Here is a 23,640-nt window from a genome sequence, read left to right as displayed (position 1 = left end):
ACCCACATTCCGCCAGCGCACCGCTTTGTAACTGAATGTGAAATCAGCACGGCTACCGTCCCTCCGCCTGCCTCACCTCTCCCTCTGGAAATCGCTGATCCGGCTCGCTTCTGATGCGCCGTCGATCGCTTTCCAACCCGCCGCTGGGTGCGGCCGCCGTGCTGATCCGCCACCGATTTCTTTCTCACTTCCATTGGAGTTTTGGTCATGAATCAACCCGTGATGCAGGGCGTGCCTGCATTGAACGTGCCCGAGTACGTGAAACACCCGCGCCTGATCGCGTGGGTTGGCGAGGTGGCAGCGCTCACCAAGCCGGAGCGCATCGTCTGGTGCGATGGTTCGCAAGAGGAATACGACCGCCTGTGCGCCGAAATGGTGGCCGCCGGCACGATGAAGCAGCTCAATCCGGCCAAGCGCAAGAACTCGTACCTGGCACTGTCCGACCCGTCGGACGTGGCGCGCGTGGAAGATCGCACCTTTATCTGCTCGCAGAAAAAGGAAGACGCCGGCCCAACCAACAACTGGACGGCCCCGGCCGAGATGCGCCAGACGCTGAACGGCCTGTTTGACGGCAGCATGCGCGGCCGCACGCTGTACGTGGTGCCGTTCTCGATGGGCCCGCTCGGCTCGCCGATCGCCCACATCGGCGTGGAGCTGTCGGACAGCCCGTATGTGGCCGTGAACATGCGCATCATGACCCGCATGGGTCGCGCGGTGTACGACGTGCTTGGCACCGACGGCGAATTCGTGCCGTGCGTGCACACCGTCGGCAAGCCGCTCGCCGCCGGCGAGAAAGACGTGCCGTGGCCGTGCAACCCGACCAAGTACATCGTGCATTTCCCGGAAACGCGCGAAATCTGGTCGTTCGGCTCGGGCTACGGCGGCAACGCGCTGCTGGGCAAGAAATGCTTCGCCCTGCGCATCGCCTCCACCATGGGCCGCGACCAGGGCTGGCTGGCCGAGCACATGCTGATCCTGGGCGTGACGTCGCCGGAAGGCAAGACGTATCACGTGGCGGCGGCTTTCCCGTCGGCCTGCGGCAAGACCAACTTTGCGATGCTGATTCCGCCCGCAGGCCTGAACGGCTGGAAGGTGACGACCATCGGCGACGACATTGCCTGGATCAAGCCCCGCAAGGACGCCAACGGCAAAACGCGCCTATACGCCATCAACCCGGAAGCCGGCTACTTTGGCGTGGCCCCGGGCACGAGCGAGAAGACCAACTTCAACGCGATGGCCACGCTCAAAGAGAACGTCATCTTCACCAACGTGGCGCTCACCGACGACGGCGATGTGTGGTGGGAAGGCATGACGGACACGCCGCCCGCCCACCTCATCGACTGGCAAGGCCAGGACTGGACACCCGAGACCGCCAAGGAAACCGGCCGCAAGGCAGCGCATCCGAACGCGCGTTTCACGGCGCCGGCAGCACAATGCCCCTCGATCGATCCGGAATGGGACAACCCCGCGGGCGTAGCCATTGATGCGTTTATCTTCGGCGGCCGCCGCTCGACCACCGTGCCGCTCGTGACCGAAGCGCGGGACTGGACCGAAGGCGTTTACATGGCCGCCACGATGGGCTCGGAAACCACCGCCGCCGCTGCCGGCCAGCAAGGTGTGGTGCGCCGCGACCCGTTCGCCATGCTGCCGTTCTGTGGCTACAACATGGCCGACTACTTTGCGCACTGGCTCAAGGTCGGCGAGAAGCTTGCCGACAGCGGCGCCACGCTGCCGAAGATCTTCTGCGTGAACTGGTTCCGCAAGGACGAGAACGGCAAGTTCGTCTGGCCGGGCTTTGGCGAAAACATGCGGGTGCTCAAGTGGATGATCGATCGCATCGAGGGCCAGGCACAGGGCGATGAGCACGTCTTTGGTGTGTCGCCGCGCTACGAAGAACTGAGCTGGGATGGGCTGGACTTCACGGCCGAGCAGTTCGCCAAGGTGATCTCGCTGGACGCGGACGCCTGGAAGCAGGAACTGGCTCTGCACGACGAGCTGTTCACGAAACTGGCACACGGCCTGCCGCAAGCGCTGCCCGACGCCAAGACTCGCCTGGAAGAACGCCTGCAGGGCTGACGCCCGCCGCCGCCGCGGCATCAGGACAGGAAGCCCGCCTCGCGCGGGCTTTTTTTCGTCCGCCCGCGGAAGGTTGCCCAAACAATGAGCAGTAATCCTAAAGTTTTAAATCGCGCGAATTACCCCTGCCAACAAAACAGATCAATTGATTTTTAGAAAATCGAATTACTTTGTAAAAAATACCCACGCACACATGAAAGTGGCCATTATGGCGGCGCGAGCATAATCGCCATGCATTTATGCCTAGCTTGAATCATTGCACGCATGGTATCGGCCAAGAACGTTGCCTGGCATAGCTTTATGAAGAATGCATGTCAACCACGGCACCCCAATACGTGTCGGATTGAATGAATTTCCAAATTTTAAAATTCCTGCGTGACGAATCCCTACGGGATTCTTATAATCCGGCAAAACGGAATCCTCTCTCTCTGAGCCAGAGGGGGGTTCATGACTAGAGGAAACGGGAAAGGGCGAACAAGCCTTATGCCAACGGAGGTGGGGGATCCCTACTTCCCCGGCGCTCGGGGGGGCGCCGGCTCGGATTGCGCGCAGACAACGCCACAGACTATGCAAACGATTGCATGGTTCGGCAGGCTGCGGCAGGCACCGAGGGGCTTGCAGATCTTTCTCAGGACCACCCTGGACACCACCCAGGAGGCTCCGCTGGCGATCGTCGACGGGAATAGCAGCATGACGATCCGCGCACGGCCGACGGCCGGACAACAGCGCCCGCAAGAAATGACATGCGAGCACACGCGCAATTGCCCGCATGGCACTCATAACAACGCGCACCGCAGACAGCAGAGCGCAGCCGCAGGGCTGCTCGCCGGAGTGTGTCGGCTGGTTAGACGGGAGGTATCACAAAGTGGGTATTCAGATCTTGCTGGTCGAACAAGACCAGGCAGAGGGGGAGCGTCTGTCGTTTTCCCTGCGTGATGGGGGACACGACGTTCAGCGGGTCAGCCATCCGGGCCAGGCGCAGGCAGCCATCCTGGCCGCCATGCCTGAGTTGCTCCTGATGGAGTGGACTTGGCCCGAGCGCGAGTCGATCGACATGCTGCTGGCGTTGCGCGCCAACATGCAGACGCGCGGCCTGCCGGTCATCGTGCTGTCCCGTCATGGCGATGCGCGCGCCAAGATTGCCGCGCTCGACGCCGGTGCCGACGACTACGTCGTCAAGCCGTGCGACACGGGCGAGCTGCATGCCCGCATCCGCGCCGTACTGCGCCGTCGTGCGCCGCATCAGCATGGCGACGACATCCTGCAGGTCAACGGCCTGCGCCTCGATCCGCTCACGCTGGGCGTGACTGCGCAAACCGAAACCGGCCCGCGCGCCATTCCGCTCAGCCCGCTGGAATTCCGCCTGCTTCACTTTCTCGTCGCGCATCCGCAACGCGTGCATTCGCGCACGCAACTGCTGGACCGCGTTTGGGGCAACCATGTCTTCGTGGGTGAGCGCACGGTGGATGTACACGTGCGCAAGCTGCGCGTGGCGCTGGCCGGCACGCCCTGCGATGGCCTGATCCAGACCGTGCGCGGTGGCGGCTATCGCCTCGTGGTCGGCGCGAGCGGCGCAACGGCTGCGTATGCTGCCGATGCGATCGGCATGCAACTGGAAGCCGCAACCCGCAAGGCAGACCTGCCGGCATACGGCCGCGTCCCCACGACGCGCTCGCTCGGCCCCGTTCAATTGGGCGTCTGACGAGCCTGTCGGCCACAGCAGACCGCCGCTTGCGCATCGCGCAGCGGCGGTTTTCTTTTGCGTCAGTGCCCGGTCATGCGCGCCGTAACCTCGACAGATTGGCGCAGTTCCTTCTTGTGCTGCTGCGTCAGCGCCGGCCCTCCCGCCAGCGTTTGAGCCAGCCGAGCCCTTCGCTCGTACCCGCACGCGGCCGGTATTCACAGCCGACCCAGCCGTCATAGCCGAACGTGTCGAGCAAGGCGAAGAGGTGCGGATAGTTCAGCTCACCTTCGTCCGGCTCGTGGCGATCGGGCACGCCGGCAATCTGCACGTGGCCCACACCATCGATGTACTGCTTGAGCTTGACTGACAGGTCGCCTTCCATGATCTGCGCGTGGTACAGGTCGAACTGCACCTTGACGTTGGTCGCGCCGACTTCCTTGCACACCGCATGCGCCTGCGCCTGGTGCGTGAGGAAGAAGCCCGGCATGTCGCGCGTGTTGATCGGCTCCAGCACGATGGTGACGCCCGCGCCGGCAGCCTCGCGCGCAGCGTAGGCGACGTTGCTAACGTAAGTGGCGTGATGGCGTGCGCGGTCCGCACCTGCGGGCAAAAGGCCGGCCATCACGTGCAGGCGCGTGTTGCCCAACACCTGCGCATACTCCAGCGCGGTCGCAATGCCGCGCTTGAATTCCGCTTCGCGCCCGGGCAATGAGGCAATGCCGCGCTCGCCGCCGGCCCAGTCGCCCGGCGGGGCATTGAACAGCGCTTGCGTGAGGCCGGCGTCGTCAAGGCGAGCACGGATATCCGCCTTGTCGAAGTCGTAGGGGAAGAGAAACTCGACGCCCTCGAAGCCATCCTTTGCCGCGGCGGCAAAGCGGTCGAGGAACGCGTGCTCCTGGTACATCATGGACAGGTTGGCGGCAAAGCGCGGCATAACAGACCTCTGAAGACGATTGCTTATTTGTTGACGAGCTGTGGCGGCGTGCGCAACACGGCAATGCAGCCGAGCACCAGCACGCCTGCCAGCGCATACATGCCGGCGGATGTGCTGCCCGTCATGTCCTTGAGCGCACCGATCATATAGGGGCTCACGAAGCCGGCCAAGTTGCCGACCGAGTTGATGGCGGCAATGCCCGCAGCTGCAGCGGTGCCTTGCAGGAACGCAGTCGGCAGCGACCAGAACAGCGGCGCGCACGTCAGCACACCTGCGGCAGCCAATGACAGGAAGACAATCGACAGGGCCACGTTGTGCCCAGCCGTCGCCACCACGGCAAAACCGACTGCGCCCATCAGCGCCGGCACAACCAGGTGCCAGCGACGCTCGCGTCGTGCATCGGCACTGCGGCCGATCAGCACCATGGTGATCGCCGCACACACGTACGGAATCGCAGAGAGCACGCCCACCATGAACGTGTCGGTCACACCGGCGCTCTTCACCAGCGTCGGCATCCAGAACGTCAGTCCGTACTGGCCCATGACGAAGGCGAAGTAGATCAGGCTCATCATCCACACGCGCGGGTCGGAGAACACCTTGCCGATGCCGTGGTGCTCGGTCTTGCCTTTGTTGTCTGCGGCAATGTTGGCTTCGAGAATCTGCTTCTCGTCTTCCGACAGCCAATTGGCCTTGCGGATGCTGTCATCGAACTTCCACAGCACCAGCAGGCCCACCAGCATGGCAGGAATGGCCTCAATGACGAACATCCACTGCCAGCCCTGCCACCCGCCGCCTACCCCTGTCCCATGGAACGCGCTCATGATCCAGCCCGACAGCGGGTTGCCGAAGATGCCCGAGATGGGGATGGCGGCCATGAACATCGCCACAATCCGCGCGCGGCGATGCGATGGATACCAGTACGTCAGGTACAGGATGACGCCGGGGTAGAAGCCCGCTTCGGCCAAACCCAGCAGGAACCGCATCACGTAGAACTGCGTGGGCGTCTGCACGAACGCGAAAGCGCCCGAAATCAAACCCCACGTGATCATGATCCGCGCGATCCAGATGCGCGCGCCAATCTTGTTCATCAGCAGGTTGCTCGGCACCTCGAAGAGGAAGTAACCGATGAAGAAGATGCCGGCACCCAGCCCGTACACCGTTTCGGAAAAATTCAGCGCCTGCGACATCTGCAGCTTCGCAAAGCCAACGTTCACGCGGTCGAGATACGCAACCACGTAGCACAGCATGATGAGCGGGACGATGCGGCGCGACACGCGCGCATAAACGCTGTCCTCTTTTGAAACGGCGTGCGAAGGCAACGCCGCCGTAGTGGCGGTCGAGGTGTTCATGTGGTCTCCGGTGTAGGTGTTATGTGGGCCGTGCGGTGGGCGCTACCGGTCTGCTGCCGGTTGCTCTACCAACGGGCCCCGAACGTCTGGCGCAGTTCGTCGATCTGCGCGTCGGACAGCGGTGCAGGTTTGGGTTCGGTCATCAACCAAAGCCGTGCGGTTTCTTCCAGTTCTTCCAGCGCGTAAGCTGCATTCGACACCGAGCCGTGCCATACCACGGGCCCCAGCCGATCGAGCAGCACAGCACGCACATCGTTGGCCAGTGATGCGATCTGCGTAGCCACATCCGGATGGCCCGGCCGCTGATACGTGATGAGCGGCACGTGGCCGACCTTCATCACGTAGTACGGCGTGATGGGCGGCAGCACATCGGCTTCATGCCACACGCCGGCCAGCGTGAGCGCCACGAGATGCGTCGAATGCGTATGCACCACGGCATGCGCATCGGCATTGCGGTCGTAGATGCCGCGATGCAGGGCGAGGGTCTTCGACGGTTTGTCGCCGCCGACCCACTCGCCCGTCGCCAGCACCTTCGCGATACGCGCCGGGTCCAGCGTGCCGAGGCAGGCATCGGTGGGGGTGATGAGCCAGCCGTCAGGCAGGCGTGCGCTGATATTGCCTGCCGTGCCGACGGTGTAACCGCGCGCATACAAGCTCTGCCCGACGCGGGCGATCTCTTCACGCAGGGCTGTTTCGGTGGACGCACTCATGCCGCAGCCTCCGCTGTGGCCTGCGCCAGTTGCGCTAGCGCTTTCTCGAAGAAATCCACCGTCCCGAAATTGCCGGACTTCAGTGCCAGCGCAACCGGGTCGGTGTCGATGGTGGCCGTCCAGGGCACGCCTGGGTCGATCTGCGGGCCAATGCGAAGCGCGCGCACGTCGAGCGCCTGTACCACCGCGCCCGAGGTCTCACCGCCGGCCACCACGAAGCGGCGTACGCCGTCAGCATGCAGCGAGCGGGCGATGCGGCCCAGTGCATCTTCAACGAGTTTGCCGGCGCGCTCCACGCCAAGCGTCTTCTGTACGTGGGCCACTTGCTCCGGCGCACTGGTGGCGTACACCAGCACTGTCTGACCGGCATGGCGGTGCACGAAATCGAGCGCCTCGACCACCACCGGTTTGCCTTCGGCCAGCGCCAGCGGATCAATCTGGAACGCGGGACGCGATGCACGCCAGTGCGCCACCTGCGCGTTCGTCGCACGCGAGCAGCTGCCCGATAGCACGATCGCCGAATCAGGCACCGCGGGTAACTGCGCCGCATTGCCGTGCGCGGTGATCAGCCCCGCACGCCGATATTGCGCCGGCAAGCCGAGCGCCAAACCGGAGCCGCCCGTCAGCAACGGCAGGTCGGCAAATGCCTCGCCCAGCACGATCAAGTCATCGTTGGAAATGGCATCGGCAATTGCCAGCTTCACGCCGTCGGCGCGCAGTTGCTGGGCCTGATCGCGGGCGGCCTGGGCACCGCGCATGATGGTGTCGTAACGCAGCAGGCCGACCTTGCCCGCGCTCTGGCGCGCCAGCACCGAAACCAGGTTCGGATCGCGCATCGGCGTCAGCGGATGGTGCTCCATGCCTGACGCGTTGAGCAGCACGTCGCCCACGAACAGATGGCCGCGGAAGATCGTTCGGCCGTTCTCCGGAAACGCGGGGCAGGCCAATGTGAGATCGGTGCCAAGTTCGGCCATCAACGCCTCGGCAACCGGGCCGATGTTGCCCGCGTCGGTGGAATCGAAGGTCGAGCAGTATTTGAAGAAGAAGCGCGAGCAGCCTTGGGCGCGCAGCCAGTGCAGTGCATTCAACGACTGCGCCACGGCATCGGCCGCGGCAATCGTGCGCGACTTGAGCGCGACGACGATGGCATCGGCATCCGCAGCGATGGCCTCGCCGCCTGCCTGTGGCACGCCGATGGTCTGTACGGTGCGCATGCCGGCACGCACGAGCATGTTGGCGAGGTCGGTCGCACCGGTGAAATCATCGGCGATGCAACCAAGGACGGGGCGGGACGTGGGCGCTGCGCTCATTTCGGCTGGCCCTCCGGCAGCGTGATCCCGGGGAAGATCTTGATCACGGCGGAGTCGTCTTCCCTCGCATAGCCAGCCGTGGATGCCTGCATGAACATCTGATGCGCGGTGGCCGCCAGCGGCAGCGGGAACTTGGTGGCGCGCGCGGTATCGAGCACGAGTCCCAGGTCTTTGACGAAGATGTCGACGGCGGACAGCGGCGTGTAGTCGCCGGCCAGCACGTGCGCCATGCGGTTTTCGAACATCCAGCTGTTGCCCGCGCTATGGGTGATGACTTCGTACAGCGCATCCGCTGCCACGCCTTCGCGCAGGCCCAGGGCCATGGCTTCGGCCGCGGCGGCGATGTGCACGCCGGCCAGCAGTTGGTTGATGATCTTGACCTTGCTGCCCGCGCCGGCCTTGTCGCCCAGGCGATAGACCTTGCCGGCCATGGCGTCTAGCACATGGCCCGCTGCCGCATACGCCTCGGGCGTGGCTGAGGTCATCATGGTCATCTGGCCCGACGCGGCCTTGGCTGCACCGCCGGAGATGGGGCCATCCACATACAGAATGCCCTGCTGCGCGAGGCGCGCCTCCAGCGCAATCGACCAGTTCGGGTCGACCGTGGAACACATGACGAACGTGCTGCCCGGTCGCATGGCGGCCGCAGCTCCGCCCTCTCCGAACAGCACGGCTTCGGTCTGCACGGCGTTGACCACCACCGAGACCACCACGTCCACACCCGCCGCCGCCTCGGCAGGCGTTGCACACGCAACACCGCCTTCCTTGGCGAAATCCGCAGCGGCACCCGGGCGCGCATCGCACGCATGCACGGTGTAGCCGTGATTGCGCAGGGTCTTGGCAATGCCCAGGCCCATGGCGCCGAGTCCGATCACGCCAACCTTACGGTCAGCCGCCGTTTGCGTCATGAATCGCTCCTGAAATCAGTCTTGGACCGTGTCGCGGCCCTCGGCCAGGCGACGTGCGGCATTGAACATGTGCGTCTGTGCGGCATTGCGTGCAGCCAGGGCGTCGCGGCGGCGGATGGCTTCGACCATCGCACGGTGTTCGTCGCGTACCTGGCGGGCAAAGTCTTCGCGGCGCGCTTCGTTGCTGCGCGTCACGCCAATCGCTTCTTCGAGGTATTGGCTGAAGAAGCCGAGTGCCTGCACGAGGAACGGGTTGCCGCTGGCGGCAGCGATGGCGTGGTGAAAACGCAGGTCTTCGGTCACGCCGTCACCGCCGGCCGCCACCGCCGCGTCGATGCTGTCGAGTGCGGCGTCGATCTCGATCATCTCGGCGTCCGTGCGGCGCTGGGCGGCCAGCGCAGCGCCTTCGGCCTCCAGCGCGCGGCGCAGTTCGATGATGTGCAGTACGGCATCGATCGAGCCGGCCTGCGCCGCGTCGATCCGCAACGGCTTGAGGCCAGCCTGCTGCGTGACGTACACCCCGCTGCCTTGGCGCGCTTCGACCACGCCTTCGTGGCGCAAACGCGAGATGGCTTCGCGGATGACGGTACGGCTCACACCGAATTCCTGGCCGAGCACGGTTTCGGACGGCATGCGTTCACCGCGGCGCAGTTCGCCCGCGTCGATCTTGTCCATCAGGGTCTGGGCCACGCGGTCGGACAAGGAAGGCGCGGCGTCGAGTCGTTCAAACATAGGGTAGGGATGTCTTGGCAAGCGTAAATTCGTCGTGTCATCATACAAGTTGAGTCGCAGAGCTTCATCCCTGTTTACCCTAGGCATCGATCAAAATGCCCGGCGGGTTACGTCGGGCAACAAGGAGACACCATGAACATCGTCATCACCGGCGGCGCCGGCTTCCTGGGCCAGCGCGTGCTGGCGGCACTGCTCGAGCAACCCGGCCTGCCCGGTGCGGACGGCTCGGTACAACCCGTTGAGACCTTCATCGTGCTGGACCAGGTGGCCGGCCAGATTGCCGATGCGCGTGTGCGCTACGTGACGGGCGACGCTTCCGACCCAGCCCTCATTGCAAAGGTGATCGACGGGGGTGACAACAACGAGGTGGGCGGCGTGTTCCACCTGGCCGCCGTGGTGAGCGGCACCGCCGAGGCTGACTTCGACCTGGGCATGCGCGTGAACCTGGACGGCACGCGCGCATTGCTTGATGCGCTACGCGCGCAGCACGCCAAGACCGGCCGTGCGCCGCGCGTGCTGTTCGCAAGCTCGGTGGCAGTGTTCGGCGGCCAGTTGCCAGCCATCGTTACCGACGACACAGCGGCCACGCCGCAGGCTTCGTACGGCGTGCAGAAGTTGATGGGCGAATTCCTCGTCGGCGAGTATTCGCGCAAGGGCTACATCGACGGCCGCGCGGTGCGCATCCCGACGGTGTCGGTGCGCCCCGGCAAACCGAACGGCGCGGCCTCGAGCTTTGCCAGCGGCATCATCCGCGAGCCGTTGGCTGGCGAGGAAGCCATCTGCCCGGTGGAAGCCGAGACCGAACTGTGGCTGGCCTCGCCGCGCCAGGTGGTTGCCTCGCTGCTGCACGCGTACACGCTGCCGGCGTCGGCCTGGGGCAATCGCCGATCACTGAACCTGCCGGGCATTACGGTACGCGTGGGGGAGATGGTGGAGGCGTTGCGCAAGGTGGCGGGCGATGCGCCGGTATCGCGCATCCGTTGGGAGCCGGACGCACGCATCAAGGCCATCGTGCAAGGCTGGCCGGCGCGCTTCAATACCGCCCGCGCGGATGCGATGGGCTTTGGCCACGACACCTCGTTCGAGGCGATGGTGCGCGATTACGTGGAGGGCACGAAGGGCGCCTAACGCCCCTTTCCCAGCTCCACCGCAAACTTCACCAGTTCCGCCTGTCCCTCGATGCCGAGTTTGCGCTTCAGGTTCAGGCGGTGCGATTCCACCGTGCGCACGGACAGGCCCAGCTCGTCGGCGATGCGCTTGTTGGCGTAGCCCTTGGCGATGCCGTCGAGAATGTCGCGCTCACGCGGCGTGAGCGCCTCGACCGGCGTGGGCATGACAGCCTGCTCGGCCATGCGCATCGCCAGCTGCGCGCTGTAGAACGGCCGGCCGGCCAGCACGGCGTCGATGGCCTCGACCAGTTCGCTGGCGGGCGCGTCCTTGAGCACGTAGCCACGCGCGCCGGCGCGAATCACCTGCCGCACGTACTCCAGGTTGTCGTGCATCGAGAGCACGAGCACGGCAATCTCGGGAAATTCCTCGGCAAACTTCTCGGTCAGCGCGATGCCGTTCATGCCGCGCATGCCGATGTCCATCAGCGCCAGATCGGGGGCCAAGGTGCGCGCAGCCTGCAGGGCGGCATCGGCGTCACCGGCTTCACCCACCACTTCGAAATGCGGCACGGCTTCCAGCCGCATGCGCACACCATCGCGCACGAGCGGGTGATCGTCGACGAGGAGCAGTTTGACGGGCGCAGGAGTACGCATGTTCATACGAGAGGAGAAGAGGGAGCAGAAACCAGTTGGGCGATGACGATATGCGGGAGCACAGCGCACACCTCGGTGCCGTGCGGGCCCGAGGCGACGGTACAGGTGCCGCCCAGCGCGGCCATGCGTTCACGCATGTTGCGCAAGCCGATGCCGTGTTGCGGATCCACCTGCACGGATTCCACATCAAAGCCGGGGCCGTTGTCGCGAATGGACAAGCGCACGGCATCGAGATCGTTTTCAAGCAGCACACCGATGCGCGTGGCTTGCGTGGCATGGCGCTCGATGTTCGAGACAGCCTCCTGCGCGATGCGGAACAGCGCGGTGTTGCATGCATCCGGTAGCTGCACGGGCGGGCCGACCACTTCGAGCGCAATCGCAAACCCCGGCTGGCTGTCTTCGTGCGCTTCGCGTGTTTCACGCACGAGCAGCTCCAGCGCAGCCGCCAAGCCGAGATCATCCAGCAGGGCGGGACGCAGGTTGTGCGACACGCGCCGCACCTCGCCCAGCGCGCCGTTCAACCGATCAAGCGCGCGGCGCAACATGCTGTCCGCCCGTTCGATCGACGGCGGCGATGCAGGTGAGGCTTCGAGATGGCCATGCGCCGTTTCCAGCAGCAGCTTGGTCGACACCAGCACCTGGCTGATGCCGTCGTGCAACTCGCGCGAGACGCGCGCGCGTTCGTCCTCCTGAGACTTCACAACCTGCTGCGCGAGCTGGCGCAGCTTGGCATCGGCCTGGCGGTGATCGCTCACGTTCAGCGCCAAACCGCTGCCGGCTACCAGCAGGATGCTGATCGCGGCAATGCCAACGACCCACGCCAGCGTCTGGTCGATGTTGGCCTGCGCACGCTGATCAATCTCACGCAGGGTCTGCTCGATGTCGTCCAGGTACAGACCGGTGCCCACCATCCAGCCCCACTGTGGGATTGGCTCGACATAACCGAGTTTGGGCACGCTCTGGTGCGTGGATGGCTTGTCCCACATGTAGCGCACGAAACCGCCGCCCGCCTGCGCGGCAGCCACCAGTTTCTGGATGGTCGGCTGGCCGCCCGAGTCCGTCAGGTCCCACAGATCGCGCCCGACCAGTTCGGGCTGGCGCGGGTGCATCAGGTTGCGTCCACGCAGGTCATAGAGGAAGAAGTAGCCGTCGGTGCCGAAGTCGAGACGGGCGAGGGTGCGCATGGCTTCGTCGCGGGTGGCTTCGTCCCCGGCCGGATCGCCACTGTGGCCGGACGCAAGCAACGGCGCGATGGCACTCTGCGCAAGCTTGACGTAAGACCGCAGCTCGGTCTCCTTGGCCTGCAGGTACGCAGACTCCACCAACTGCCGCTCGTGCCGCGCCAGCGCAATCGACTGATGCCGCACGGTCAGCATGATCGCCAGCATGGCGATGGTCAGCGGTGCAACGGCGAGGAGCAGGATCTTCTGGCGGAGCTTCATGGCAAAACGCGGCGAGCATTGCGGCATCGCAAGGTGGCGGCGCGGTCTCGGTCAGGTGTGGGGTCTGCGTAGAACTACGGACGTGTGCTGCGTAGTCCTCCGCTTGTGGCGCGGGGTGCGGCTGGCAAATACTACACGCCCCTGTCACGGGGCAGGACTCACCGCAGGGATGAACCCACATCCCGCGTTCAGCACATTACTTCGACCAAGGTTCGAGGAGACCGACATGAGCTTCGTCAGGCAACACCTGATCTGGCTGGTCGTCGCCATTCTTGGCGCGTCTGCCTTTGCCACCGTTGCGCTTGCGCGCGGCGAGGCAGTCAGCGCGCTATGGGTGGTGGTGGCCGCCGTATGCATCTACCTGATCGCGTATCGCTACTACAGCCGCTTCATCGCCGACAAGGTGCTCGGCCTGGACGGCACCCGTAAAACGCCCGCCTGGCGTTACAACGACGGGCTCGACTACGTTCCCACCAACAAGCACGTGCTGTTCGGCCACCACTTCGCGGCCATTGCCGGAGCAGGGCCGCTGGTGGGCCCCGTGCTGGCCGCGCAGATGGGCTATCTGCCCGGCATGCTGTGGATTCTGGCCGGCGTGGTGTTTGCCGGCGCGGTCCAGGATTTCATCGTGCTGTTCATCTCCACGCGCCGCGACGGCCGCTCGCTGGGCGACCTCGTGAAGAGCGAGATGGGCACGGTGCCCGGCGTGATCGCGCTGTTTGGCGCGTTCCTCATCATGATCATCATCCTGGCCGTGCTGGCGCTGATCGTGGTGAAGGCGCTGGTCGGCTCGCCGTGGGGCACCTTCACGGTGGCCGCGACGATTCCCATCGCGCTGTTCATGGGCGTGTACGTGCGCTACATCCGTCCGGGCCGCATCGGCGAGATCTCCATCATCGGCTTCGTGCTGCTGATGCTCGCCATCGTCGGTGGTCAGGCGGTGCATGAAAATGCCGCCCTCGCGCCGCTGTTCACGTTCGACGGCAAGGCCCTCACGTGGATGCTGATCGGCTACGGCTTTGTCGCCTCGGTGCTGCCGGTGTGGCTGCTGCTTGCCCCGCGTGATTACCTGTCGACGTTCCTGAAGATCGGCACGATCATGGCACTGGCCATCGGCATCCTGATCGTCGCGCCGCAGATGCAGATGCCGTCGCTGACGCAGTTTGCAGGCGGCGGCGGCCCGGTGTGGTCGGGCAACATGTTCCCGTTCCTGTTCATCACCATTGCGTGCGGTGCGGTGTCGGGCTTCCACTCGCTCATCTCGTCGGGCACCACCCCCAAGTTGCTGGAGAACGAACGCCAAGCACGCTTCATCGGCTACGGCGCGATGCTGATGGAATCGTTCGTCGCCATCATGGCGCTGGTGGCCGCTTCGGTCATCGACCCGGGCGTGTACTTTGCGATGAACAGCCCGGCGGCGCTGGTGGGCGCGACGCCCGATACGGTGGCACACACGCTGTCCACCTGGGGCTTTGTCATCACGCCTGATGTGCTGATCCAGACCGCCAAGGACGTCGGCGAGAACACCATCCTCGCCCGTGCAGGCGGCGCGCCAACGCTGGCCGTGGGCATGGCGCACATCCTGCACCAGGTGGTGGGCGGCCAGGCCATGATGGCCTTCTGGTACCACTTTGCGATTCTGTTCGAGGCGCTGTTCATCCTCACCGCGGTGGATGCAGGTACGCGCGCCGGGCGCTTCATGCTGCAGGATCTGCTGGGCACCTTTGTGCCGGCACTCAAGCGCACGGATTCGCTCGTCGCCAACCTCATTGCCACGGCCGCAACCGTCGCGCTGTGGGGTTACTTCCTGTACCAGGGAGTGGTCGATCCGCTGGGTGGCATCAATACGCTGTGGCCGCTGTTCGGCATCTCCAACCAGATGCTCGCCGCGATTGCGCTGACGCTGGGCACCTGCGTGCTGGTCAAGATGAAGCGCGATCGCTACGTCTGGGTGACGCTGCTGCCGACCATCTGGCTGCTGATCTGCACGCTCACCGCCGGCTGGCAGAAGCTGTTCGATCCGGACCCGAAGATCGGCTTCCTGGCGCACGCCAACAAGTACGCCGGCGCGATTGCCGAAGGCAAGCTGCTGGCCCCGGCCAAGTCGATGGCGCAGATGCAGCAAGTGGTGCTGAACGACCGCATCGACGCGTTCCTGTGCGGCCTGTTCATTCTCGTGGTCGTGAGCATCGCCTGGTATGGCCTGCGCACGGTGCTCAAGGCGCGCGCCGCGAGCCGTCCGACCACCAACGAAACGCCGTACGAAGCGCTGGGCGCATGAGCACGGGCATGCGCGAAGAACTCGAAAACTTCGGCCGCTACCTGGGCCAGACGCTGCGCCTGATGGTCGGCGTGCCGGACTACGACACCTACGTGCGCCACATGCAGGAGACCCATCCGGGCCAAACCGTCATGTCGTACGAAGACTTCTTCCGCGAACGCCAGGACGCGCGCTACGCCGGACGCGTCGGCCGGTGCTGTTGATGAATGATTGAACCTGCTCCAAAGCAAAACCGCCGGTGCATGCTGCCATGCCCGGCGGTTTTTGCTTGCGTGCGCTACATCGATTGACGTGCCGTTGTGGGCGGGTCGCCGTGCTTGGCACGATAGGTCTTCTCCACCAGCTCGCGCAGCTTGCCGAGCGCCCCCACATCGCCTTGGGCGGCCGCCCTGCCGTACCACTTCTTGGCCTGCTCGATATCCTGCGCGACCACGCCGGGCTCGCCGCGCTCGTAATAGCTGCCGACAATGTATTGCGAGGGTCCGTCGCCACCCTCGGCTGCCTTCTTGTACCAGATGAAGGCGCGCCCGTAGTCACGCGGCACACCGCGCCCCGTGAAGTAGTTGGTGGCCAGCGCGCGCTGCGCCTCGACATGCCCGCCCGCCGCGGCGCGTTCGTACCACTTGTTGGCCTCTTCCAGGGAACGCGGTACCAGCTCGCCGCGTTCAAACAATTCGCCGTAGGCAAACTGCGCGTGGGTCATCTGGCTGTCAGCAGCGCGGCGCAGCCATTTGACTGCCTCTTCCGGGCGGGCGACGGTGCCTTCGCCGCGCATCAGCATCATCGCGTAGTTGAACTGCGCGAGCCGGTTGCCGCGCTGCGCGGCCTCGGCAAACTCGTCGAAGGCGTGGCCGAAATCGTTCTTTTCGTAGTGCGCGATGGCGATCTGGGTGAGGGCGGCGGCATCGCCCTGTGTGTCGGCAGGCGACGTTGCAGCGGATGCAAACGACATCGCCGCACCCATCGCCACCACCAACACCGCCTGCAGCATGCGCGGACTTCTGCGCCGGACCTGTCTGCTCATCACCCACTCCTCAACGGAAGATGACCCAGTGTAACGCGCCAAATTGCTACGTGCGGGGGCGCACAAACCAGCACATCAGGGGCGCACACAGCTGCCGGGGCAATCAGCCCGCGCGCACCCGGTACACCGCCACGCTGCCGCGCCAGTTGGCTCCCCAACGCACCACGCTGCCTTCGTGCAGCACAACGCGATCGAGAATCACCAGTCCCACTTTGGGCGCCAGCGCTTCAAAGTCGCGGATGGTCAGCACGCGCACGTTGGGCGTGTTGTACCACTCGTAGGGCAGCGACTTGGACACCGGCATGCGCCCGCGGAAGATCGACAGCCGATGCGGCCAGTAGCCGAAATTCGGGAACGACACGATGCACTCGCGACCCACGCGCAGCATCTCGCGCAGTACCTGCGCCGTGTTGTGGATGGTCTGAAGCGTCTGCGACAGGATGACCGTATCGAAGCTCTTGTCCTCGAACAGCGCCAGCCCGCCCTCCATGTTCTGCTGGATCACGTGCACGCCCTTTTTCGTGGAGGCCAGCACGCCCGCATCGTCGATCTCGATGCCGTAGGCCAGCACGTCGAGCTCATCCTGCAGCACGCGCAGCAGGCTGCCGTCGCCGCAGCCAAGGTCGAGCACGGTGGAGTGTGGCTCGATCCAGCGGGCGATGGCACGAAAGTCCGCGCGGTCGGTCAGGATGTTGGGCACCTCGGACGGCGCAGCGGGGTTCAGCGTTTGCGTTGTCATGCGCCGATCTCCTGCGCGATGCGTTCGTAATAGGCGCGGACCAGCGCGTGGTAGCGCGCGTCTTCCAGAAGGAAAGCGTCGTGGCCGTGCGGCGCGTCGATCTCGCCGTAGGTAACGGGATGCTTGTTGTCGAGCAGCGCCTTGACCAGCTCGCGGCTGCGCGCCGGGGCGAATCGCCAATCGGTCATGAAGCTGACCACGAGGTAGCTCGCCTTGGTGTGCGCAACGGCCTTGGTCAGGCTGCCGCCGTAGGCCAGTGCGGGGTCGAAGTAATCGAGCGCGCGCGTGATGAGCAGATACGTGTTCGCATCGAAATACTCGGCAAACTTGTCGCCCTGGTAGCGCAGGTAGCTCTCGACCTGGAACTCGACGTCGAACGAGAAACGGATATCGTCCGCCTTCAGCTCGCGGCCGAACTTCGCAGCCATGTCCTCGTCCGACAGATACGTGATGTGGCCGATCATCCGGGCCACGCGCAGACCGCGCTTGGGCTTGACGTTGTGCGCGTAGTAATCGCCCCCGTGGAAATCGGGGTCGGACAGAATCGCGCTGCGCGCCACCTCGTTGAAGGCGATGTTCTGCGCCGACAGCTTGGGCGTGGACGCCACCACCACGCAGTGCCGCAACCGGTCCGGATACATCAGGCTCCAGGCCAGCGCCTGCATGCCGCCGAGGCTGCCGCCCATCACCGCGGCAAATTGCTGGATGCCGAAACGGTCGGCCACCCGTGCCTGGGCGTTCACCCAGTCTTCCACCGTCACCACAGGAAAGCGCGCGCCGTAAGGCAGGCCGGTTTCCGGATGCGGGCTCATGGGGCCGGTCGAGCCGAAACACGACCCCAGGTTGTTCACCCCGATGACGAAGAAGCGGTTCGTGTCGACCGGCTTGCCGGGGCCGACCATGTTGTCCCACCAGCCGACTTCGCCCTCGGCGTGCACGCCCGCCACGTGGTGCGAGGCGTTGAGCGCGTGGCAGATGAGCACGGCGTTGGAGCGGTCGGCATTGAGCGTGCCGTAGGTTTCGACCATCAGGTCGTAGCCGCTGATCTGCGAGCCGTTGCGCAGTTGCAGCGGCTCGGCAAAGTGCATGCGCTCGGGTACGACCAGGCCGATGGCATTGGCCGGCTTGCCCTGATGTGCCTTAGAAGAGGATGTGTCGGCCTGCGCCGCATCGGCTGCGGTGACCGCGGGGTCAGCCTGGATGTCTGTCATGGCACCAAAGAAAAAACCCGACCGGCAACGCTGTTCACGCAACCAATCGGGTTCTCATGTGGCGCACGTGGGGCGCTTGCTTTCACCACCCCCGCTCTGACCGAACCTCTTTAGCCGCATTTGTAATGAGAGCCCAGAGCCACATTCGTGCAGTCTGAACTCCCGCGCGCCCGCAAGCCAGTCGTCAAATCGGCGCGCCAGAGGAAGGTGATTATAGAGCAAGCGGCGGCGGACGCATTACCGCAGCATGATGCGTCCGATCCCCTGCCATATGCGGGGTCAAAGGCCGGCCATGTTGATGTACTTGATCTCCAGGTACTCGTCGATGCCGTATTTCGAGCCCTCGCGGCCCAGCCCCGATTGCTTGACGCCACCAAACGGCGCTTCGGCGGTCGAGATCAGCCCCGTATTGACGCCGACCATGCCCGATTCCAGCGCGTCGGAAACCCGCCACGCGCGGCCAAGATCGCGCGTGTAGAAATACGCGGCCAGCCCGAACTCGGTGTCGTTGGCGGCTGCCACAGCTTCGTCTTCCGTATCGAAAGGAATGAGGGCGGCCAGCGGGCCGAACGTTTCTTCATGCGCGACCAGCATGTCGGCCTTTGCATCGACGACGACCGTCGGTTCGAAAAACGCGCCGCCCTGCGCAGACAACGCATGCGGCTTGCCGCCCACCAGCACGCGGGCGCCTTGGCGTACGGCGTCATCCAGGTGCTGCTGCACCTTGTCCATCGCGCGCATGTGAATCAGCGGGCCCTGCTGCACGGCGGGCTCCGTGCCGTTGCCCACGCGCAGCGCACGCACCGCATCGGCCAGCTTGGCGGCAAACGTGTCGTAGATGCCGCGCTGCACGTAGAAGCGGTTCGCGCACACGCAGGTCTGGCCCGCATTGCGGTACTTGGCGATCATCGCGCCTTCCACGGCTGCATCGACGTCGGCATCGTCGAATACGATGAACGGCGCGTTGCCGCCCAGCTCGAGCGACAGCTTCTTGATGTCGTCTGCGCACTGGCGCATCAGCAAGCGGCCAACCGCGGTGGAGCCCGTGAAGCTGAGCTTGCGCACCACGGGGTTGGAGGTCAACTCGCCACCAATCGGCTGCGAATCGCCCGTGACGATCGACAGCAGGCCGGCCGGCACGCCCGCGCGCACGGCCAACTCGGCAAACGCAAGCGCAGAGTAGGGCGTTTCCAGCGCGGGCTTCACCACCATCGAGCAACCGGCGGCCAGCGCCGGGCCCACCTTGCGCGTCATCATCGCGATGGGAAAATTCCACGGCGTGATGGCCGCGCTCACGCCGATCGGCTCTTTCTGCACGACGATGCGGCGATCGCCCTGCGGCGACGGAATCGTGTCGCCGTAAATGCGGCGTGCTTCTTCAGCAAACCACTCGATGAACGATGCGGCGTAAGCAATTTCGCCGGCGGCTTCTGGCAGCGGCTTGCCTTGCTCGGCCGTGAGGATGGCAGCGAGATCCTGCTGGTGCTCCATCATCAAATCAGCCAGCTTGCGCAGGATCTTGGCGCGATCGCGTGCGCTCGCCTTGCGCCAGGCGCGTTGCGCAACCTGGGCGGCATCGATGGCGCGGCGCGTTTCGGCGGCGCCCATGCCGGGCACGGTGCCAATCTTGCGGCCGGTGGCGGGGTCGGTCACGTCGCGCGTGGCGCCGTCATCGGCATCGGCCCAGCTGCCGGCGAGGAACGCCTGCGTGCGCCACAGGCCGGGGTCTTTCAGTGCGATCGGCGGCGTAACCGGCGCGCTCGGCAAGTCAGTGCGGGTCATGGTGTCAGCCCTCCAGTGCACGTTGCAGGATGGCAAGGCCCTCTTCGAATACCGCGTCTTCAATCGTGAGCGGGAACAGGAAGCGGATCACGTTGCCGTACACGCCGCACGACAGCAGGAGCAGGCCGGCTTCGAGCGCGCGCTGCTGCACGAGCTTGGTGAAATCGGCGTCGGGCTTGCCGTCCGGCGTATTGAATTCGACAGCAACCATCGCGCCCACGCCACGCACTTCTGCAATGCGCGGCTGCTTGGCCTGGGCAGCGTTCAGTGCATCGACCAGGCGAGCGCCCAGCGCGGCGGACCGCTCGCAGAGTTTCTCGTCGGCAATGATGTCGAGCACCGCATGTGCGGAGGCCACCGCCAGCGGGTTGCCGGCGTAGGTGCCGCCGAGCCCGCCCGGCGCCGGCGCGTCCATGATCTCTGCGCGACCCGTGACAGCGGACAGCGGCAGGCCGCCGGCCAAGCCCTTGGCCATCGTCGTGATGTCCGGCAGCACGCCGGTGTGCTCCATGGCAAACAGCTTGCCGGTGCGGGCAAAGCCGGTCTGCACTTCGTCGGCGATCATCACGATGCCGTGCTCGTCGCACAGCGCACGCACGGCGCGCACGAAATCGGCGGGCATCTGGTAGAAGCCGCCCTCGCCCTGCACCGGCTCGAAGATGATGGCCGCCACCTGGCGTGGATCAATATCGGCCTTGAACAGGCGCTGGATAGCATCCAGCGCATCCTGCGTGCTCACGCCATGCAGCGCGACCGGCGCCGGCACGTGATAGATGCTGCCCGGGAACGGGCCGAAGCCCGTCTTGTACGGCACGACCTTGCCCGTCAGCGACATGCCCATGAACGTACGGCCGTGGAACGCGCCCGTGAGTGCGATCACACCCGGGCGGCCCGTGTGCGCCCGTGCGATCTTGATGGCGTTTTCCACGGCCTCGGCGCCGGTGGTGAAGAACGCGGTCTTCTTGGCATGCGTGCCCGGCGTGATCGCGTTCAGGCGCTCGGCCAGCTCGACGTACGAACCGTAGGGCACGATCTGGAAAGCGGTGTGGGTGAAGTGATCCAGCTGCTCGCGCACGGCCTGCACCAGACGCGGATGGCGATGGCCCGTGTTGACCACGGCAATGCCGGCCGCGAAGTCGATGTAGCGGCGGCCCTCCACGTCCCAGAACAGCGCGTTCTCGGCGCGCTCGGCGTAGCGGTCGGTCATCACACCAACGCCGCGCGGCGTAGCGGCCAGGCGGCGGGCATTCCATTGGGCGTTCTGTTGCGGCGCGTGTTGCGGATCTCGGGCGTTCATGGCGGTCGTGTGCGTTGGGTCAAGAAAGAGGCGATGCGAACCAGTGTGGCTTCATTGGCTCTGTACAATAAGACCCAATCAGGTTTTTCTTTTGGAACCACTTTGGTTCCATCGCGCACCATGGCCGACCATTCCCCAACTCACCGCGCCAGCATGCTGGTCGACTATCTGCAACGCCGCTTCGACCGCGCAGAGCCAGGCGGCGAGCCCGACCATCGGCGCCTGTACCGCGTGTTGCAGGAAGGCATCCTGCGCGACGAGCTGCAGCCGGGCACGCGCCTGCCGTCGTCGCGGCAGTTGGCCACCGAACTGGGCATCGCACGCAACACGGTCATCCACGTCTATGAGCAGCTCGGCGTGGAAGGCTATGTCTCGGCGGGCGTGGGTAGCGGCACCTTCGTCGCCGATACCGCGCCGGACCGGCTGGACGCCGCGCCGGCACCAGCCGCAGCGGTTGCCGCACCGGCGGTCGCGCCAATCACCGAAGCGGCCACGCCGTCTGCGCCGATGCTGTCCACGCGCGGCCGGGCGCTCGTGCGCGATGCAGGCGCCAGCTCACGCCAGTGGGGCGCCTTCATGCCTGGCGTACCGGAGGTGCGGATGTTTCCGGCGCGCATCTGGTCGCGCCTGCACAACCGGCTGCTGCGCAAGCCATCGCCTGCGCTGCTGACGTATCCCGTGGGTGCGGGCTACCTGCCGCTGCGCACCGCGCTGGCCGACTACCTGCGCACCGCGCGCGGCGTGCGCTGCGAGCCCGAGCAGATCATCATCACGGCAGGCATCCACCCGTCGCTCCAGCTCATCGCGCAACTGCTGTGCGACGCCGGCGACAGCGCATGGATTGAAGACCCGGGCTATTGGGGCGTACGCAGCGTCCTCACTGCCGCAGGCGTACGCACCGTGCCTCTGCCGGTGGACGACGAGGGCATGCGCTTTGACATCCCCGCGCGCGGGCGCCAGCGCAGCAAGCCGCCCAAGCTCATGGTGGTCTCGCCCTCGCACCAATACCCGCTCGGCTCGGTGATGAGCCTGGCGCGACGCCGCGCGCTGCTGGCCACCGCACACGCCACCGATGCCTGGATCGTCGAAGACGACTACGACAGCGAATTCCGCTACGGCAGCCGCCCGCTTCCCTCACTGCAAGGGCTGGATGAAGGCGGGCGCGTGCTCTACATGGGCACGTTCTCGAAAGTGCTGTTCCCCAGCTTGCGGATTGGCTATCTGGTCGTGCCGCCCGCGCTGGCCGATGCGTTTACGACGGGGCTGTCGGAGATGTTCCGCGGCGGCCAGATTCTCACGCAGGCGGTGCTCGCAGACTTCATCGCGGAGGGCCATTTCGTCTCCCACATCCGGCGCATGCGCGGGGTGTATGCGGAACGGCGCGAAACGCTGCTAGCGTCTATCGCTCACGAGTTCGGCGACGCGCTGCCGGTGCACGACGGCGCGTCGGGCCTGCATCTCGTGCTGGGCTTACCCGCCGGCACCAACGATGTGGCCGTTGCTGATCTGGCACTCGCCAATGACGTCGTCACGCGCCCACTCTCGCGTTATTACCAGGACGATGCGCGCCGCCTGCCTGGGTTGCTGCTGGGCTATGGCCATGTGGAAACGGAGCAGATTGCCGCACGGTTTCATACCTTGGCGGAAGCGATACGCACCATTGGCTGACCAACGGCACGCGCAAATAAAAAGCCCCGCAGTGCGGGGCTTTCGTTTGGGGTGGTGCAGGCTCAGGCCAACAGCACCCGCAACTGCGCATCCGCACCTTCCACCGGAGACTTCCGGAAGCCGCTCTTGGCATACCGATGCCAGCGCCCGAGCACCGCACACACAACCAAGTTGGCGCGCGAAGCGATGTCGGCATCCGCCGGCCAGGCACCCTGCGTGACCGCCATGCGCAGGCTTTGCTTGAGCGATGCTTCGATGCGATCGAGGCACTGCGCCATGCGCTCGGGCAGGCGCTCGTCTTCGCCGACCAGCGCATCGCCCACCAGCACGCGCGTCATGCCCGGATTCTTGTCGGCAAACGACAGCAGCATGTGCGCGATGGCATGCGCCTGCCGCAGGCCGTGTTCCTCACGCAAGGTGATCTGGTTGATGAGGCCGAAGACGGTCTGCTCGATGAATTCGATCAGCCCTTCGAACATCTGCGCCTTGCTGGCGAAGTGACGGTACAGCGCCGCCTCGGATACATCCAGCCGTGCAGCCAGGCCCGCGGTTGTGATTTTTTCGCCACGCGGATGCTCGAGCATGCCGGCGAGCGTCTGCAGAATCTGCACGCGGCGCTCGCCCGGGCGGGGCCGTTTGCGTACTGGCGGTGCTGCTATGGCGACGTCCGCGACCGGCTCGGCGGTCGGAAACTCCGTTTGCGCGTTGCTCATGACTTCCTGGCCCCTCT

General features: G+C 65.2%; 20 protein-coding genes. 6 read left to right on the top strand and 14 right to left on the bottom strand.

Annotation, left to right across the window (positions count from 1 at the left end):
- Nucleotides 1-207: 207 nt before the first annotated feature.
- Both ACU8YE_RS10905 and ACU8YE_RS10900 read left to right on the top strand, forming a co-directional pair.
- The gene (locus ACU8YE_RS10905) at nucleotides 208-2,076 is read left to right on the top strand and encodes a phosphoenolpyruvate carboxykinase (GTP) (protein ID WP_322017079.1); all 1,869 of its coding nucleotides are present in this window, start codon (nucleotides 208-210) and stop codon (nucleotides 2,074-2,076) included.
- An 865-nt stretch (nucleotides 2,077-2,941) separates the two neighbouring features.
- A complete protein-coding gene (locus ACU8YE_RS10900; protein ID WP_260803748.1) occupies nucleotides 2,942-3,778 on the top strand; it encodes a winged helix-turn-helix domain-containing protein in 837 nt (278 codons plus the stop codon).
- A gap of 127 nt (nucleotides 3,779-3,905) precedes the next feature.
- Here ACU8YE_RS10900 and otnI read toward each other — a convergent pair whose 3' ends face one another.
- The 6 genes from otnI to ACU8YE_RS10870 form a co-directional block, all read right to left on the bottom strand.
- Nucleotides 3,906-4,694 (bottom strand): 2-oxo-tetronate isomerase, encoded by a 789-nt coding sequence (otnI, locus tag ACU8YE_RS10895; protein ID WP_446928684.1) that lies wholly within the window; start codon nucleotides 4,692-4,694, stop codon nucleotides 3,906-3,908.
- A 23-nt stretch (nucleotides 4,695-4,717) separates the two neighbouring features.
- Nucleotides 4,718-6,043, bottom strand: coding sequence for an MFS transporter (locus ACU8YE_RS10890; RefSeq protein ID WP_260803747.1), 1,326 nt, complete (start codon nucleotides 6,041-6,043; stop codon nucleotides 4,718-4,720).
- A gap of 65 nt (nucleotides 6,044-6,108) precedes the next feature.
- Complete coding sequence (otnC, locus tag ACU8YE_RS10885) at nucleotides 6,109-6,753, bottom strand: 3-oxo-tetronate 4-phosphate decarboxylase (protein WP_322017075.1); 645 nt, start codon at nucleotides 6,751-6,753, stop codon at nucleotides 6,109-6,111.
- Nucleotides 6,750-8,063: a 3-oxo-tetronate kinase gene (otnK, locus tag ACU8YE_RS10880; protein WP_446928683.1), complete on the bottom strand. Its 1,314-nt coding sequence runs from the start codon at nucleotides 8,061-8,063 to the stop codon at nucleotides 6,750-6,752. Before otnK ends, otnC begins: the two co-directional genes overlap by 4 nt.
- Nucleotides 8,060-8,971 carry an L-threonate dehydrogenase gene (gene ltnD, locus ACU8YE_RS10875; protein ID WP_446928682.1) on the bottom strand — a complete coding sequence of 304 codons (912 nt, stop codon included), beginning with the start codon at nucleotides 8,969-8,971 and terminating at the stop codon, nucleotides 8,060-8,062. Before ltnD ends, otnK begins: the two co-directional genes overlap by 4 nt.
- A gap of 15 nt (nucleotides 8,972-8,986) precedes the next feature.
- The gene (locus ACU8YE_RS10870) at nucleotides 8,987-9,703 is read right to left on the bottom strand and encodes a FadR/GntR family transcriptional regulator (protein ID WP_232041597.1); all 717 of its coding nucleotides are present in this window, start codon (nucleotides 9,701-9,703) and stop codon (nucleotides 8,987-8,989) included.
- A gap of 132 nt (nucleotides 9,704-9,835) precedes the next feature.
- Here ACU8YE_RS10870 and denD point away from each other — a divergent pair, with 132 nt between their 5' ends.
- Entirely contained in the window at nucleotides 9,836-10,831 is a 996-nt protein-coding gene (denD, locus tag ACU8YE_RS10865; protein ID WP_322017072.1) for a D-erythronate dehydrogenase, read from the top strand.
- Here the strand turns inward: denD and ACU8YE_RS10860 are convergent.
- Nucleotides 10,828-11,472, bottom strand: a complete 645-nt coding sequence (locus tag ACU8YE_RS10860) for a response regulator (protein ID WP_232041595.1) — start codon at nucleotides 11,470-11,472, stop codon at nucleotides 10,828-10,830. The two genes, denD and ACU8YE_RS10860, sit on opposite strands and share 4 nt — an antisense overlap.
- Nucleotides 11,469-12,908 carry a cache domain-containing protein gene (locus tag ACU8YE_RS10855; protein ID WP_260803740.1) on the bottom strand — a complete coding sequence of 480 codons (1,440 nt, stop codon included), beginning with the start codon at nucleotides 12,906-12,908 and terminating at the stop codon, nucleotides 11,469-11,471. The genes ACU8YE_RS10860 and ACU8YE_RS10855 overlap by 4 nt, the downstream gene beginning before the upstream one ends.
- Before the next feature lie 226 nt (nucleotides 12,909-13,134).
- On the opposite strand from ACU8YE_RS10855, the gene ACU8YE_RS10850 reads away from it, so the two are divergent.
- On the top strand, nucleotides 13,135-15,189 hold the full coding sequence (locus ACU8YE_RS10850) for a carbon starvation CstA family protein (RefSeq protein ID WP_446928681.1): 2,055 nt from the start codon (nucleotides 13,135-13,137) through the stop codon (nucleotides 15,187-15,189).
- An 8-nt stretch (nucleotides 15,190-15,197) separates the two neighbouring features.
- Complete coding sequence (locus ACU8YE_RS10845; protein ID WP_232041592.1) at nucleotides 15,198-15,392, top strand: YbdD/YjiX family protein; 195 nt, start codon at nucleotides 15,198-15,200, stop codon at nucleotides 15,390-15,392.
- Between the two features lie 74 nt (nucleotides 15,393-15,466).
- On the opposite strand, the gene ACU8YE_RS10840 is transcribed toward ACU8YE_RS10845, so the two are convergent.
- The 5 genes from ACU8YE_RS10840 to gabT form a co-directional block, all read right to left on the bottom strand.
- Nucleotides 15,467-16,213 (bottom strand): tetratricopeptide repeat protein, encoded by a 747-nt coding sequence (locus ACU8YE_RS10840; protein ID WP_316870359.1) that lies wholly within the window; start codon nucleotides 16,211-16,213, stop codon nucleotides 15,467-15,469.
- A 103-nt stretch (nucleotides 16,214-16,316) separates the two neighbouring features.
- Entirely contained in the window at nucleotides 16,317-16,952 is a 636-nt protein-coding gene (gene metW, locus ACU8YE_RS10835; RefSeq protein ID WP_232041590.1) for a methionine biosynthesis protein MetW, read from the bottom strand.
- A complete protein-coding gene (gene metX / locus ACU8YE_RS10830) occupies nucleotides 16,949-18,163 on the bottom strand; it encodes a homoserine O-succinyltransferase MetX (protein WP_322017068.1) in 1,215 nt (404 codons plus the stop codon). Before metX ends, metW begins: the two co-directional genes overlap by 4 nt.
- A 279-nt stretch (nucleotides 18,164-18,442) precedes the next feature.
- A complete protein-coding gene (locus tag ACU8YE_RS10825; RefSeq protein ID WP_446928680.1) occupies nucleotides 18,443-19,945 on the bottom strand; it encodes an NAD-dependent succinate-semialdehyde dehydrogenase in 1,503 nt (500 codons plus the stop codon).
- A gap of 4 nt (nucleotides 19,946-19,949) precedes the next feature.
- Nucleotides 19,950-21,242: a 4-aminobutyrate--2-oxoglutarate transaminase gene (gene gabT, locus ACU8YE_RS10820; protein WP_446928679.1), complete on the bottom strand. Its 1,293-nt coding sequence runs from the start codon at nucleotides 21,240-21,242 to the stop codon at nucleotides 19,950-19,952.
- A gap of 153 nt (nucleotides 21,243-21,395) precedes the next feature.
- Between gabT and pdxR the strand changes: the two genes are divergently transcribed.
- Nucleotides 21,396-22,910, top strand: coding sequence for a MocR-like pyridoxine biosynthesis transcription factor PdxR (gene pdxR, locus ACU8YE_RS10815; protein ID WP_232043078.1), 1,515 nt, complete (start codon nucleotides 21,396-21,398; stop codon nucleotides 22,908-22,910).
- Between the two features lie 62 nt (nucleotides 22,911-22,972).
- On the opposite strand, the gene slmA is transcribed toward pdxR, so the two are convergent.
- Entirely contained in the window at nucleotides 22,973-23,623 is a 651-nt protein-coding gene (gene slmA, locus ACU8YE_RS10810; protein WP_024977028.1) for a nucleoid occlusion factor SlmA, read from the bottom strand.
- Nucleotides 23,624-23,640 lie beyond the last annotated feature (17 nt).

The sequence above is a fragment of the Ralstonia sp. VS2407 genome (assembly GCF_052950655.1).
Note: the sequence above shows the minus strand (reverse complement) of the source record. Positions and strands in the feature narration are given on the sequence as shown.